This is a genomic window from Acinetobacter entericus, assembly GCF_026168575.1.
Taxonomy (GTDB): Bacteria; Pseudomonadota; Gammaproteobacteria; order Pseudomonadales; family Moraxellaceae; genus Acinetobacter; species Acinetobacter bouvetii.
The window spans coordinates 46,769-61,975 of record NZ_JAPEQW010000013.1 but is presented as its reverse complement, the minus strand read 5'-3'; the positions used below and the strand labels follow the sequence as shown (position 1 = coordinate 61,975).

Below are 15,207 nucleotides of genomic sequence, written 5' to 3'. Positions count from 1 at the left end.
ATAATGTAACTTGTAAGACAATTCAAAAAACACCCATAAAAATAGGCATTTCGATGAATCCTGAAAAGAATAGTAATCTGCACCGGATTGTCATTGTCGGCGGCGGCGCAGGCGGTCTGGAATTAGCTACACAATTAGGCGGCAGTCTCGGGAAATCAGGCAAAGCGCATATTACTTTGGTTGACATGAAACTCACCCATGTCTGGAAGCCGCTGCTGCATGAAATTGCAGCCGGCACCATGAATATCAATGAAGAAGCCACCAATTATTATGCCCATGCCGCCAAGCATTCTTATGACTTTGTTTTAGGCTGCTTGAAAAACATCATTCCTGCAGAAAAGCGCATTGTTCTGAACCGGGCACCCTTGGGAAAATACGGCAGTTCAGACGAAAATTTGATGCTGCATTACGACACCCTTATTTTAGCTGTAGGTTCTGTTTCCAATGATTTTGGCACAGCCGGCGTATCAGAGCATTGCCACTATTTAGACAGCCTGCAGCAGGCTGAAATCTTCCAGCAGGATCTGCTGCATCTGTATTTAGATGCGCAAAACAGCAATGAACCCTGCCAGCTGAACATCGGCATTATTGGCGCTGGTGCAACGGGCGTAGAACTTTCTGCCGCGCTGACAGAAGCCAAGCACAATTTTTACCAATACGGGCTCAATAAAATCTTGCCCCAGAATGTGCAAATCACCTTAATTGAAGGCGCTGACAGAATTTTGCCCGCCTTGCCCGAAAAACTGGCCGATCATGCATATAAACAGCTGGACCGCATGAAAATTGATGTGCTGACCTCTAAGCGCGTCGCAAAAGTCGATGCTGACAAAATTTACTTTGATGACGGCAGCTGCATTCATGCAGAACTCAAGGTCTGGGCAGCAGGCATTAAAGCTCCGCCAGTTATTGCCAGCCTGCCAGGCTTTGCCAAAGACCATATGGGCCGCATAGACGTCTATGCTACCCTGCAGACTAAGGCAGACCCGAATATTTTTGCCTTTGGGGATTGTGCGCATTGCCAGCCGCGGGCCGACGAGCCTGTACTTGGCCCTCGGGCGCAGGTTACAAGCCAACAGGCGTCTTTTTTGGCAGAAGCCTTAAAAGCCCGCCTGAACGGTCAGCCGCTGCCCATGTTTAATTTTTCAGATAAGGGCTCTTTAGTTTCACTCAGTAAAAATAAAGCCGTCGGTGAATTATTAGGCCAGGTTAATGTGCAGGGCTTTATCGCAAAATCCATGTATGTGTCTTTATACCGCATGCATCAAGCCACCATTTACGGCTATGCGCATGCAGGCTTACTGACCGCCAAAGATTTTGTGAGCAGAAAAATTTCGCCAAAAATAAAAATGCATTGAAATTTTAATATTCACCCCGATTAATGAAAAAACCATCATCTGAATAGTAAAAGTGCAATTTTTTAGTAAATTTAGTCTACAAAAAAGCAATTTCACTTTATGATGTACCCTTAAAAAATTGAATGGATCAATAACATGACTGCTATTGCAAATAACCTTGTGGTTTCTTTCCACTACACATTGACTAATGCTGAAGGTGAAACACTTGACCAATCTCAAGGTGAACCACTTGCCTATTTGCACGGCGCTGGCAACATCATTCCTGGCCTAGAAAAAGCATTATTAGGCAAAACAGTTGGCGAAAAATTTACTGTAACTGTTCCTGCTGCTGAAGGTTATGGCGAATACAACCCAGACCTAGTACAAGAAGTTCCAGCTCAAATGTTCCAAGGCGTTGACAATATTCAAGCTGGCATGCAATTCCAAGCTCAAACTGATGACGGCGTTCAAATCGTAACTGTTAAAGCAGTTGAAGGCGACAATGTTGTTGTAGATGCAAACTTCCCGCTTGCTGGCCAAGACCTGACTTTTGCAGTTGAAATCATTGAAATCCGTGAACCTTCTCAAGAAGAATTAGATCACGGTCACGTACACGGTGCAGGCGGCCACCACCACTAAGATCTTATGATCTGACGTGCAAAAGGCAAAGTTTTTACTTTGCCTTTTTTATTGCTGATACATGGCAAATGATATTCCGCACCCAGGGCAGTTTCAACTATTCATCCGGCTTTAGATCATTTCATACTGCAGCACACTTTATTTTTAAGCTTATATGTGAACACCCAATCATTATCTAAGCACCTGCACTAGCGCTAAAAAAGCGCATTGTAAAAGCCGCTGTGGCTGTTGAACATACAGCTGAACAGAATGAATGACTTCAAATCCCGCTTAGCTAGCATGCAAGTGCCAAGGTACACATCATCATCTGAATAAACATCGGCCTTAAAACAGCGCCTCCGTTTAACTTGAAAATTAGATCGCATAAAAAAGCAGAGCCTATGCTCTGCTTTTTTATCGGAATTTATATCCTGCGCATGCGCTTTAATTTTTTTTATCTGCGCTGGTTGTAAATCTGCTGCGCAGCCGGCAGGTTTTTACGCATGGCATCAATCCGCTGGCTATTTGACGGGTGAGTCGACAGGAACGATGAACCGCCAGCGCCTTCAAGCTTATTCATTTTTTCCCACAGCGTAATTGCAGCTTGAGGATTATAGCCTGCCCGCGCCATCAGCATTAAGCCACCCTGATCCGCTCGGCTTTCCAAACTGCGTGAATAGGGCAAGCCAATCCCAATTTGGCTGCCCAATTGCGCTGCCGCTGTGCCTGTCTGCCCTACACCCGCTGCACTTAAGCCAATGCCCAGCGCCAAATCTGTCAACGCCTGCGCGCCCACTTTATTCTTCGAATGCTCTTCTAGGGCATGCACCATTTCATGGCCCATCACCGCCGCAATTTCAGCATCCGTCAGGTTCAGCTTAGTGACAATCCCTGTATAAAATACAACTTTACCGCCTGGCGCCACATAAGCATTGACTTGCGGCGATTTCAGCACTGCAAGCTGCCAGTCAAATTTAGTCCCGGTTTGGTTCATTTGATCTGCATAAGGCTTAAGGCGGGTAAACACGCTGTAAATACGCTTATAAGTCGCAGATGAGGTATCTAAAGTATTGCTGTTGCGCGCTTCAGCGACCGTTTTATTAAAACCTTGAGTCGCTACCGTATTCAGCGTTGCTGTATCCGCGCCAGCCATATCAGCCACAGTTGTACAGCCAGAAACTGTTACAGCACCCGCTGCACATAAGCTCATTAATATTTTTTTATTCATTATTCAGGACTCCAAACCCACAATCTAAACAGCATGAATTATAGCAATTATATTCTTCAAATTTAGGAGGTTGAATGAAGTTAAAGCACATTATCATAGGATTTATGTAAAATGTGTTCATCCAATAAATTGGATATAAAGCCAATAGAGCAAACAACAGGCATTCAAAAATAGATACAGTTTGCACAGCGGTTCAACCTTTGCCTCAAGTGTTTCACTTTTACGCTTAAAAAATAGAAATGCATTTTGAATCAATATAATTGGTACTAAAATGCAGGCAATCATGGCCGATAATCCAACAAAAGCTGTGTAAATAATTTCAGGGTCCGAGGTTTGCGCCCGAATAATCATCATCGCGATTGTGGGCGCACCGCCCATGGCAAACAGCAAAGAATAAAAAATAGTTCCTGATATATACTTCTGCATCCTGCAGCGCCTGAAATATGAAGTGAAATGCATTTTAGCAACTCTGCTGACACTGTACAGCACACTGAACTGCAACTTTAGTATCGAGATTAACCCGAACTCAGATTTTATTCAAAATCTAGGGCTTAGCAGAAACGGCTGAACAGGTTTGATCAGATTAGGCTTAGGCATCCGATTGCTGTTTTACAGCTGTAAAAAAGCCCCGCTTTTGCGGGGCTTTTTTTGCATCATATTCTAAGCATTAAGCTTGGAATGGGTGACGCAGAATCATCGTTTCTTCACGGTCTGGACCTGTAGAAATGATGTCGATTGGACATTCAATCAGCTGCTCGATACGCTTAATGTAGTTGATCGCATTTTGAGGCAATTGATCTAAAGATTTTGCACCAAAAGTTGACTCAGACCAGCCCGGCATCGTTTCATAGATTGGTTTTAAAGTTTCAAATGCAAGCGCATCAGATGAACCCACACAGCCAGAATCTGCAGCTTCATAACCCACGCAGATTTTCACTTCTTCTAAACCATCAAGAACGTCAAGTTTAGTTAAGCAAATGCCTGAAAGCGAGTTGACATCTACAGAACGGCGCAGGATTTCAGCATCAAACCAGCCGCAGCGGCGCTGACGGCCAGTAGACGCGCCAAATTCTGAACCGATTGTACCCAGGTGTTTACCAATCGCATCGCCAACATCATTGGCGGCATCGTAAACAAGTTCAGTTGGGAATGGTCCAGCGCCGACACGGGTTGTATACGCTTTGGTAATACCCAAAACATAATCCAGGTGCAATGGGCCAAGGCCTGAGCCTGAGCTTACGCCGCCAGCAGTGGTGTTTGAAGAAGTTACATACGGGTATGTACCATGGTCGACGTCAAGAAGTGAACCTTGCGCGCCTTCAAACATAATGTTGTCGCCGTTTTTACGGTAGTTGTGAAGCTCTGTGGTTACGTCAATAACCAGCGGAGCAACAACTTTACGCCATTCATCACACAGCGCAACAACATCATCAACATTTACGGCTTCAACACCGAAGAATTGAGTCAATTGGAAGTTATGGTATTCAAGTAATTCTTCAAGCTGCGCTTTAAGATGCTCACCGCCGCGTACCAAGTCAGCAACACGGATTGCACGGCGTGCAACTTTGTCTTCGTATGCTGGGCCAATACCGCGGCCAGTGGTGCCAATTTTTGCATTGCCGCGCTTAATTTCGCGCGCCTGGTCTAACGCAATATGATGCGGAAGAATCAATGGGCAGTTTGGAGAAATACGCAGACGCTCACGAACTGGCACACCTTCTTTTTCAAGAATGTCCATTTCTTTAATCAGCGCTTCCGGTGAAAGTACAACACCATTACCAATTAAGCACAGTACGTTTTCACGCAAGATGCCAGATGGAATGAGGTGTAATACAGTTTTCTTACCACCAACTACGAGAGTATGGCCAGCGTTGTGACCGCCTTGATAGCGAACAACTGCAGCCGCTTGATCTGTGAGCAGGTCGACGATCTTGCCTTTGCCTTCGTCGCCCCATTGGGTACCAAGTACCACAACATTCTTGCCCATAATAGCCTCATTACATCATGCTGTTAAAATTGAGAGTAAAACTGAATGACATGAACATTCAGCCTTGCCATTAAACTGTTTCGATTAAACCGCTTCGACTTTCCACTCACCTGCAACATTCACCAATTGATGCGTTGCATTTGGAACTGATTTTAAATTATCGTTCCCAAGTAACTGAATTACACTTAGGCCTTGTGCGCGGACGTCCGCAATTGCGTCAAGCAATGCCTTGTCTGTGCCTTTAGGCGCAACAACTTTTTGAATCTGCTTAAATTGACCTGCACATAATGCATAAAGGTCACAAGAAAAGCCTGTTGCCGGACGCGCGCGTCCAAAGTGCTGGCCAATTCCGTCATAACGTCCGCCTTGAGCCAGCGGCGCTGCACGGTTTGGCGCATATACGGCATACATTAAACCAGTGTGATAGTGATATGAACGAAGCTCTACAACATCTATACCAATATGCAGCGCTGGCCAGCGCGCCTGAATTTCTGACTGGGTTTGCTTAACAGCATCAAATGCCTGCTTGAACTCAGGATTTTCAAAAATCTCAGCACTTAAATGTGTCTGCAGCGCATCTAAATCGCTTGCATAACGGCCTAAATTATAAAAATCTGCACCGAATTTTAATTCTTGAGTAAATTCAGCTAGTTCAGGCAATGCTTTGCGCTGATATAAATCAGAAAGCTGACGCTCAACTGCTTTCGATAAGCCTGCATGCGCCACCAGGCTGCGGAATAATCCGACATGGCCTAAATCTAAATGAATGCCCTCAGCCAAACCAGCTGTTTGAAGCAAGCTCAGCATCACATCGACCATTTCAACGTCGGCATCAATGCTGTCTGAACCAAATAATTCTGCACCCAGCTGCAGCGGCGCGCGTGTGGTATTAAACCCCTGAGGCTTCGTATGCAAAACCGTGCCAGCATAGCAATAACGCGCTACGCCTTCGACTGGATGTACATGCGCATCGATACGGGCCACTTGCGGTGTCATATCGGCACGCACACCAAGCAATCGGCCAGACAGCTGGTCAATCACTTTAAAAGTGGCTAAGTCTAAATCTTGATTCGATTCGGAGAGAGAAGAAAGAGATTCGATGTATTCGATAAATGGCGTGTACACCAGCTGATAACCTCGAGTTGCGAGGAAATCCAATGCTTCACGGCGCAAAGCTTCAATAACTTGCGCTTGTTCTGGTAATACATCAGCTACACCATCAGGTAATAACCATGTCTCTGAAATGGGCATGTTGTAAACCTAAATACTTGTCAGCGCGGAAATAATCCGCATAAAAAAATCGGGAACACACCCGATTTCTCATAGTGTATCACGTTCAATTTAGCCATGCATCAGACAATTCAGGAAAATTTCATTTATCGTGTTAAAGCCGTACAGGCTGGCTTAGAGCCGCCGCTTCAATTGCACAGGCAAGCAGCAGTTTTAAACTAGAACGCGTTAAAAAAAAGTAACGCTCCGCTCCATAGTATTTATTGATTAAATTTATTTAAAACACAATTTTATTCTTAAATTTCAATTATAAAAAGAATGGTTTAGGCCGCTAATTCATCTATACTTTTGTTCAATTCAGCATCAACAACAAGTCCAGCTGAACATTCATTCAATGCTTTGATTACGCAATTTCACTTTGGGGAAAAGATATGGAATTACACAGCAATTTGTATTACAGGCATGCAGATGCTCAAATAATGTCAAAATTAGACCGTTTATTTGAAGAACACCGCGGTGATTCAGATAAATTTATCGCCCTCGCCTGTGACATTAACCCCGAACATGGCGCTGAGCTGGCCAGAGAAATTTTAGAAACTGTGGATAACATTGAATTTGATCTGGGGCCAGAACTGCTGTACCCGATCGAAGGCTATTCAATTGCGCATTTTGTGCATGGCTCATCAGGTGATGAATTTATTGAGGCAATATTATTTTTTCTAAAAGCGCTGGCCCCGTCTATCCACGCTCAGGCTTGGGGATGCGGTGACGATGATCCTTGGGAATTTTGGTTTAAATTTGAGGGCGATGAACTGCTACGTGAAGATGATGAGCCATTCAATGATCCTGAAGAAGACGAAGAAATTAAAGCCAATATTTACACTTGGTGGCATGCCGGCCTGCCTCAGCAAATCAAAGAAGGCTTTTTAAACGAAAACGTTGAGCAATAAACCTTTGAATACCTGACAACCCGCAGCTTGAGGCGGCGATTATACCTCCCAGGCTGCAGACCGCAATATATAAATCTGAGCATTATTTGCGCTCTAAAAAATACTTCCGCATCGTTATAGAATAGGCAATGCGGTAGTCTGCTTGATTTTCTGCAGCGGAATTTCCGTCTTCACATTTTGAATACTGGAAATTTTATTCAAACGCTGAATTTGAAACTGACGGTAGGCATCCAAATCTGCCACCATAATTCTCAGGAAAAAATCACAGTCTCCTGCCATCAGCTGGCATTCCACCACTTCATCCATAGACTGAATAGCCTCTACGAAGGCATTGACCGTTTGCTCATCCTGCCCTTTTAGCCAAATTCGGGCGAATACGGTCAGCCCTAAATTGATCTTCTGCGGATTCAGCAGCGCCACATATTTTTCGATAATGCCGTCATCTTCCAGCTGTTTGACACGGCGCAAGCATGGCGATGGTGAAAGCCCCACTTTCTGAGCCAAATCGACATTCTGCAGCCTGCCATTGCGCTGAATTTCCCAAAGAATCCGCTTATCAATAAGATCCATCTTAAACCCCAGCAGTTCATGCTAATTTTCTATACATTTAAAGCATATTATGCCAAAAGTGAATGCATATAAATTAAATTCAGCGCCAAATGCTGCAGTGAAGCTTTTACAATGTTTTTCTTTGTAATTAAAAGATTGGAAAGCCTCATGTTGACCTTTCGGACTGCCGCAGCTGACACCAAAACCTCCGAGAAGCTTGCAGAATTCAAACGCGGTCTGAAAACTTCCATTCCCCTGCTGCTCGGCATTATTCCCTTTGCTTTAGTGCTGGGCGCGCAAGCTACTCAAAAAGGCTTGTCATTTGCGGAAGTTTCATTGCTGACTGGCTTAAACTTTGCCGGCGGTTCTGAGTTTGCCATTTTGGAAGTGTGGACTAATCCGCCAAATATTATCATGCTGATTTTCATCACTTTCCTCGTAAACAGCCGGCACTTGTTAATGGGTGCAAGCCTAGCGCCCTATTTACGGCATTTACCCAATCGCACAGTGTTTACCGCCCTGTTTTTTATGTGCGATGAGAGCTGGGCTTTAAGCTTAGCTGACGCACAAAAGAAACAGCACTATTTAGGCATACAGCGCGCATTCAGCATGCTGTTCTACGCAGGCCTTTGTTTTGCGCTTTACCTCATGTGGATTGGCTTCACCACACTCGGCGCAATAATTGGCCCCGTGCTGGGAGATGTCAGCCGTTTCGGTTTTGATATGGCCTTTCCTGCTGTCTTTTTAGTGCTGCTGCGCGGCATGTGGAAAGGCATTCGCGCTGCCCGCCCGTGGCTGGTCAGTTTAGTTGCCGCAGCATTGGCTTACTTATATTTGCCTCCTGGCTGGCATGTGCCTATCGGCGCGGTTTGCGGAATTGCCTCTGCTGTATTCTTGACAGGAGATGAAGCATGATTCACGCACCAACAGTCATCGCGATTTTATTTATCGCCTTCACCACTTACCTGACCCGCGTCCTCGGCTATGTTTTGCTGAAGCATAAAACGTTAAGCAAGAAACAGCGCCAGATTTTGGAAGTTGTGCCCGGCTGCGTGCTGATTTCTGTGATTGCGCCTTATTTTGTAAAAGACAACCCTGCAGACCTTCTCGCAATTGTTATTACCCTGCTGGCTGCATCGCGTTTTTCATTATTGCCGACCGTGGCCATCAGCATGGCATCCGCTGCATGTCTGCGGCTGCTGCTGGTTTGACCCCACAGCCGCACAAAAAATAAAGCCTCCCATGTTCATCACAGAGAGGCTTTTGTAAATAGGATTATGCTTTCGCACTTAACTCTCAATCTTTAGGCGCCATGACTTTCGCCAGCAAATTCACCAGCTCTGCATTTTGCAGCTCAACCTGCTGCAGCTTCTGCGATGTTTGATCCATCGTCTCCTGCTGCACATGCATCTTTTTCGCTAAATCCTGCATAATTTCTAAGGTTTTCTTCAGATTCGCTTCTAAATGGACGATTTTTTCTTCCAAGTGCAAGCTTGCTTGAACTTCAGCATTGTCATCTTGATTTTTAAACTGCAGCCATATCAGAAAGATTACTGCCATCGACAGTAAAAAAATAAATCCCCACAATAGAATCATCAGCTTTGCTCTTTTTAATCATTCATTTGTTTCATCTTACCTAATTTTTTAAAGTTTTTTTTCAGAAAAAACCGTTATTTCATTACTTTTACGATCAATGATGCAATTCCAGCGATCAAAACAAGGTGATTTCACTTTCAGTTCGAACAATCCAGCGCCTTTAGGCGCTTTAAACTGATAACGTCACGTAAAAGACTCGCAGAGATCCAGCAGGCGGTTGGCATAGCCCCATTCATTGTCATACCAGGCAAAAACTTTGGCTTGCCGCCCGACAGCCATGGTTTGGCTTAAATCGACAATTAAAGAATACGGCGAATGGTTAAAATCGCTGGAGACCAGCGGTTCATCCGTCACTGACATAATTGCAGCGTAATCATGCTCAGCAGATTTCACCAAAACCTCATTCAAGCGGTGCTGAGTAATAGGCGACTGTGCGATAAACGTCAGATCAATCGCCGCCACATTAATGGTAGGCACTCGAATAGAAAAACCATCGATGCGGTCTTCCATTTTCGGCATTACACGTTTTAAAGCGCCTAAAGCAGAAGATGTGGTTGGAATGATGTTTTGCCCTGATGCGCGCGCGCGGCGCAGATCACGGTGCGCATGGTCTAAAACTGACTGATCTGCGGTTACCGCATGAATTTCCGTCATCAGCGCAGACTCTATGCCAAAAGCATCATCAATAATTTTCACCAAAGGCACTAAAGCTTGAGTCGTGCAGGATACACTGGAGATAATCTGATCGTGCGCTTTGACATCATGATGATTCACACCGTACACAATCGCAGCATCCACACTGTCAAAAGGCGCCGCGCCAATGATCACGCGTTTCGCCCCAGCATGAATATGCTGAGTGGCCGCTTCTCGTGAACGGAATAATCCTGTGCACTCTAAAACCACATCAATATTCAAAGCTTGCCATGGCAGCAATACCGGCTCTGCACTGCGCAACACCTGAACCCGCAGCGCAGCCTCACCGGCCCGTATACTTAGAAATTGCTTGCCATTTTCAGTTTCTATTTGCACTTCGCCCTGAAACCGGCCATGGGTTGAATCGTATTTAAACAGATGCAATAAAGTTTCGATGTCCGCAACATCGTTAATGGCAATAATTTCAAAATGAAATTGTTTAGGATTTTCAAACCAAGCTCTGAGAACATTGCGTCCAATTCGCCCAAATCCGTTAATTGCCACACGTTGCATCATTATTCCTTACAATTGAAACAAGGGTTTTCACGCTTATGTTATCGGATTTCTTAGCTTTTACGGAGAATATTTGTCAAAATTAGCGAGAAATATTTACATTAAAAATAAATGCCATATATCCAATACTTTGTGAAAAATAAAATGAACCCATTTAAGCAAATTTCGAAATTATGTTTATGTCTTTTCGCCTTCTATAGTTCTGAACTATTAGCCACATCGCTTTATTCCTCTTGTGCGCCAGAACAGACAGCTAAACTGATTCAAGAGCTAAAACTACTTACAAGCAAGACATTGAAATCTGATGAACTGCAAGAGCGTTCAGATTGTATTTATCTCGATGCCAACAGCTTGCTTATTGCAACTGCAAATCTCATCCCAAATAAAGAAAATATTTATCAAATTCAGCTTTACCTGCTTAATCCAAATCACAAAAAAATCTTGTTCAAATATATACATTCACAAACGATTTCTGAGGAAAATGGCAGATTTTCATCGATTAAATTTGATCGTGTTCCCTACTCTAGTTTACCAAAGGAAAATGTGGTTGGACTCAATACCCATCATTTGAACAATGGCTACTTTAGCTATGACTTGGATACATTCAATTTATTTCGCGTTCGATCCAATCCAAATTCTCAAAAATACAATATTCAATGGGTGCTTAGAGATATCCAGACCAACATCCAAACCAATTGGCGTCCTGCATATGGCTGTGAAAATGGAACAAATGACGATATTAAAAGTATTTTCATTCTCCAAAATAGTCAAAACCATCAACTGCAAGATATGATTTTAAAACAAATTAAGAAATCAGAAGATACTGATGAAAAATGTAAAACGATACACTCCAAGAAAACTGAACAACAACTTTTAAAATTTAATGGGGAATATTATCAAATCAATAAAAAGCAACTGTTAACATCGGAAGATATCAGAGATGAATAAATCAAATTTATGAAAAAATCTATTTAAAGCCTTCCCCCTTGGGTCTCCTTTTATTTTCTTAAAATGCTGGTGCCACTCCCATACCTGAGCCTAAATGCAAATCAAAAACTGCCCGCCATTAGTAACTCTATACAGTTAAAAGAAGACGTTTCGGATTATTATTTAAAATTGTTTTTCATTGATGTTCATCTTTATAAAATTATGAAAAGCTATAAAGAACCGATCAGCACAGCTTCCGAGGCCTCTCGCTTTGAAATATCCGGTTTGATATCACCCCTTTTCACTTTCACATCAACGAAAACTGGCGGGTCTTCGATATCAACATGGACATTATCCAAAAGACATGTGATACATTTAAACCCACATATCACAAACGGCTTACAAGATATAATATCAACGGGATGCAAACCTCGACTGATTTTTGATGATCTAAATCAGGACAACATTGAACCTAAAGCAAAAATTTCAAAAGAGACACACGCCTTCAAGTCTAATACTCAACAATATCAAGTTGATGTAAAAAAGCTTTTCATGCTCAATAAATAAAATACCGAGCTGAATAATAAAATAACAATGACCATGCATACTCAAATTTAAGGGTCAAAATTACATTTTCAATAAAGCACAATTTTTGCAGTTTGATGGCTTTTGAATCTTTTTAGATTAACCAGTTCAGCGAATTATAAAAAAAAATAATTCACCTTAAAATCATTGGTGCGTACAGCATTTTCCGTTATAATTTGTCGTTTTAAAATTTTAAGCCAGCATATCAAGTCAGCTTGAATCAATAAGTAAGACTCGCTTGCTATGCTATCCGCCAAATACAAAATTGAGGAGTGACTTGGTTGTGAGTACTCGTTTTATGACAACTGCTGAAATACGTGAAGCATTTTTGCGCTACTTTGAATCGCAAGGACATACACGTGTCGCGTCAAGTTCACTTGTACCTGCCAATGACCCTACTCTGCTGTTTACCAATGCAGGGATGAACCAATTCAAAGACTGTTTCCTCGGTCTTGAAAAACGTGACTATGTCCGTGCAACAACCTCACAAAAATGCGTTCGTGCTGGCGGCAAACACAACGACTTAGACAACGTCGGTTATACAGCTCGTCACCATACATTCTTTGAAATGCTGGGCAACTTCTCTTTTGGCGATTATTTCAAACATGATGCCATCCGATTTGCATGGGATTTCCTAACTGGCGAAGAATGGTTAGCGCTGCCTAAAGATAAACTCTACGCCACTGTTTACCATACCGATGATGAAGCATTTGACATCTGGAACAAAGAAATTGGTCTGGATGCAAGCCGTATTATCCGCATTGGTGACAACAAAGGCGAAAAATACGCATCAGACAACTTCTGGGCAATGGGCGATACAGGTCCTTGCGGCCCTTGTTCTGAAATCTTCTTTGACCATGGCGACCACATTTGGGGCGGCTTACCGGGTACACCTGAAGAAGACGGCGACCGTTTCATTGAAATCTGGAACAACGTATTCATGCAGTTCAACCGCACTGCAGATGGCGTATTGCATAATCTTCCTGCACCTTCTGTCGATACAGGCATGGGCTTGGAACGTATTTCTGCAGTTTTGCAGCACGTCAATTCGAACTACGAAATTGATTTATTCCAGCACTTGCTAAAATCAGCGGCTGAAATCATCGGTGTAGATACTGCTGAAGCTGAAGCAGCGGCCAAAGAATCAGGTAAACCTGTTGAATACCCAGCTTCACTGAAAGTGGTTGCGGATCATGCTCGTTCTTGCTGCTTCCTGATTGCAGATGGCGTGAACCCTTCTAATGAAGGCCGTGGCTATGTATTGCGCCGCATTATCCGCCGCGCAGTGCGTCACGGAAACAAACTTGGCGCAACAGGTGCATTCTTCTACAAAATGCTGCAACCGCTGATTGAAGCAATGGGTCTAGCTTATCCTGAACTTGAAGCGCAAAAAGCACGTATCGAAGCGCAATTGCTGAAAGAAGAAGAACAGTTTGCAAAAACACTTGAGCAAGGCTTGAAGTTGCTTGAAGGCGAATTGGCAAATCTTAAAGGTTCTGTCATTCCAGGTGAAGTCGTATTTAAACTTTACGACACTTATGGCTTCCCTGCTGACTTAACGGCTGATATTGCCCGTGAACGCGATTTAACTATTGACGAAGCTGGCTTTGACGTTGAAATGGCGGCTCAGCGTCAACGTGCGCGTGATGCCGGTAAGTTTGCAATTGATTACAACTCAATTGTTAAAGTTGAAGGCGAAACTCAATTTGATGGCTATGATGCAACGCAAGGTCAAGGTCAAATCATTGCAATCTATAAAGATGGCGAGCCAGTTGATGAAGTCGTTGAAGGCGATGAAGCGCTCATCGTATTGAACCAGACCCCTTTCTATGCGGAAAGCGGCGGTCAAATCGGCGATACAGGGATCTTCAAAAACGATACCGGTATTTTTGAAGTTCAAGATACCAAAAAATCTGGGGGCGCATTTGTCCACCAAGGTATCGTGACCATGGGCAGCTTAAAAGCCGCTCAATCTGTTGAAGCGATTGTGAAAGCTGATCTTCGTGACGCAACTGCACGCAATCACTCTGCAACACATTTACTGCACGCTGCTTTACGTCAAGTTTTAGGCGAGCATGTACAACAAAAAGGTTCATTGGTTGCGTCAGAAGTTTTACGTTTCGACTTCGCCAATGACCAGCCTGTTTCATTTGAGCAATTGCAAGAAATTGAACGTATTGTCAATGCTGAAGTGATTGCCAATACTGCTGTTTCGACTGAACTTTTAAACATTGAAGCGGCCAAAGAGAAAGGCGCAATGATGTTGTTTGGCGAAAAGTATGGCGATGAAGTCCGTGTGCTTGCGATGGGTACGACAAAGGATGAGAAAAACTTCTCAATCGAACTTTGTGGTGGTATCCATGTGAAACGTACGGGTGATATTGGTTTATTCAAAATCACTTCTGAAGGCGGTGTGGCTGCCGGCGTCCGCCGTATCGAAGCGGTAACAGGCACGAAAGCGCTTGAAGTGGTTCAAAAAGTTGATGCGGATATCGTCCACATCAATGATTTGCTCAAAGCGCAAAAAGACCAAACTGTTGAGAAAGTTGAAGCCACTGTTGAAACAGCGCATCAATTGCAAAAGCAAATTGAGCAGTTAAATCAAAAACTGGCGAACTTCCAAGCGTCTGAACTGATGAATCAAGTTCAGGAAATTGCTGGCCGCCAAACACTGACTGCCACCGTTCAAGGACAAGATGCGAAATCACTTCGCCATCTGCATGACAGTGTTAAATCTAAATTAGACCATGCTGTGATTGTACTGGCAGGTGTTGAGGGCGATAAAGTCAGCCTGATCGCTTCTGTTGCGAAAGACTTCACTTCAGCAGTAAAAGCGGGCGACATTATCAAGCATTTAGCCACTGAGTTGGGCGGCAAAGGCGGCGGTAAACCTGATCTCGCTCAAGGCGGCGCACCACTCAATGAGAAGTTTGAATCCGTTATGGCCGATTTAACTGCTTGGCTTGCACAAAAATAAACCGCAAGTATTTCAGGTAA

At 43.6% G+C, this 15,207-nt stretch carries 15 protein-coding genes; 8 read left to right on the top strand and 7 right to left on the bottom strand.

The features are described from left to right. Positions 1 to 53: 53 nt before the first annotated feature. Entirely contained in the window at positions 54 to 1,355 is a 1,302-nt protein-coding gene (locus OKC24_RS11465) for an NAD(P)/FAD-dependent oxidoreductase (RefSeq protein WP_265465176.1), read from the top strand. Positions 1,356 to 1,490: 135 nt separating this feature from the next. Beyond that, the gene (locus OKC24_RS11460; RefSeq protein WP_005010926.1) at positions 1,491 to 1,973 is read left to right on the top strand and encodes an FKBP-type peptidyl-prolyl cis-trans isomerase; all 483 of its coding nucleotides are present in this window, start codon (positions 1,491 to 1,493) and stop codon (positions 1,971 to 1,973) included. A 433-nt stretch (positions 1,974 to 2,406) separates the two neighbouring features. On the opposite strand, the gene OKC24_RS11455 is transcribed toward OKC24_RS11460, so the two are convergent. From OKC24_RS11455 to OKC24_RS11440, 4 genes are all read right to left on the bottom strand, one after another. Then, positions 2,407 to 3,180 carry a M48 family metallopeptidase gene (locus tag OKC24_RS11455; RefSeq protein WP_130145193.1) on the bottom strand — a complete coding sequence of 258 codons (774 nt, stop codon included), beginning with the start codon at positions 3,178 to 3,180 and terminating at the stop codon, positions 2,407 to 2,409. 117 nt (positions 3,181 to 3,297) lie between these two features. Then, a complete protein-coding gene (locus OKC24_RS11450; protein WP_130145191.1) occupies positions 3,298 to 3,606 on the bottom strand; it encodes a hypothetical protein in 309 nt (102 codons plus the stop codon). Between the two features lie 241 nt (positions 3,607 to 3,847). After that, complete coding sequence (locus OKC24_RS11445; protein WP_130145189.1) at positions 3,848 to 5,167, bottom strand: adenylosuccinate synthase; 1,320 nt, start codon at positions 5,165 to 5,167, stop codon at positions 3,848 to 3,850. A gap of 84 nt (positions 5,168 to 5,251) precedes the next feature. Further along, entirely contained in the window at positions 5,252 to 6,418 is a 1,167-nt protein-coding gene (locus tag OKC24_RS11440) for an ATP phosphoribosyltransferase regulatory subunit (protein WP_130145187.1), read from the bottom strand. A gap of 410 nt (positions 6,419 to 6,828) precedes the next feature. On the opposite strand from OKC24_RS11440, the gene OKC24_RS11435 reads away from it, so the two are divergent. Then, positions 6,829 to 7,347, top strand: a complete 519-nt coding sequence (locus OKC24_RS11435) for a hypothetical protein (protein WP_130145185.1) — start codon at positions 6,829 to 6,831, stop codon at positions 7,345 to 7,347. A gap of 114 nt (positions 7,348 to 7,461) precedes the next feature. Here OKC24_RS11435 and OKC24_RS11430 read toward each other — a convergent pair whose 3' ends face one another. Then, positions 7,462 to 7,917: an Lrp/AsnC family transcriptional regulator gene (locus OKC24_RS11430; RefSeq protein WP_130145183.1), complete on the bottom strand. Its 456-nt coding sequence runs from the start codon at positions 7,915 to 7,917 to the stop codon at positions 7,462 to 7,464. A gap of 147 nt (positions 7,918 to 8,064) precedes the next feature. Between OKC24_RS11430 and OKC24_RS11425 the strand changes: the two genes are divergently transcribed. Further along, positions 8,065 to 8,811, top strand: coding sequence for an AzlC family ABC transporter permease (locus OKC24_RS11425; RefSeq protein ID WP_265465169.1), 747 nt, complete (start codon positions 8,065 to 8,067; stop codon positions 8,809 to 8,811). After that, positions 8,808 to 9,107 (top strand): AzlD family protein, encoded by a 300-nt coding sequence (locus OKC24_RS11420; protein ID WP_131276385.1) that lies wholly within the window; start codon positions 8,808 to 8,810, stop codon positions 9,105 to 9,107. The genes OKC24_RS11425 and OKC24_RS11420 overlap by 4 nt, the downstream gene beginning before the upstream one ends. Before the next feature lie 85 nt (positions 9,108 to 9,192). On the opposite strand, the gene OKC24_RS11415 is transcribed toward OKC24_RS11420, so the two are convergent. Next, a complete protein-coding gene (locus tag OKC24_RS11415; RefSeq protein ID WP_005010951.1) occupies positions 9,193 to 9,492 on the bottom strand; it encodes a hypothetical protein in 300 nt (99 codons plus the stop codon). A 183-nt stretch (positions 9,493 to 9,675) separates the two neighbouring features. Next, on the bottom strand, positions 9,676 to 10,698 hold the full coding sequence (locus OKC24_RS11410) for a type I glyceraldehyde-3-phosphate dehydrogenase (protein WP_131276386.1): 1,023 nt from the start codon (positions 10,696 to 10,698) through the stop codon (positions 9,676 to 9,678). Between the two features lie 144 nt (positions 10,699 to 10,842). Between OKC24_RS11410 and OKC24_RS11405 the strand changes: the two genes are divergently transcribed. From OKC24_RS11405 to alaS, 3 genes are all read left to right on the top strand, one after another. Beyond that, positions 10,843 to 11,646, top strand: coding sequence for a hypothetical protein (locus OKC24_RS11405; RefSeq protein ID WP_252151899.1), 804 nt, complete (start codon positions 10,843 to 10,845; stop codon positions 11,644 to 11,646). Between the two features lie 63 nt (positions 11,647 to 11,709). Beyond that, the gene (locus tag OKC24_RS11400) at positions 11,710 to 12,192 is read left to right on the top strand and encodes a hypothetical protein (RefSeq protein ID WP_131276388.1); all 483 of its coding nucleotides are present in this window, start codon (positions 11,710 to 11,712) and stop codon (positions 12,190 to 12,192) included. Positions 12,193 to 12,493: 301 nt separating this feature from the next. Then, positions 12,494 to 15,187 (top strand): alanine--tRNA ligase, encoded by a 2,694-nt coding sequence (gene alaS / locus OKC24_RS11395; RefSeq protein WP_171458870.1) that lies wholly within the window; start codon positions 12,494 to 12,496, stop codon positions 15,185 to 15,187. Positions 15,188 to 15,207: the final 20 nt, after the last annotated feature.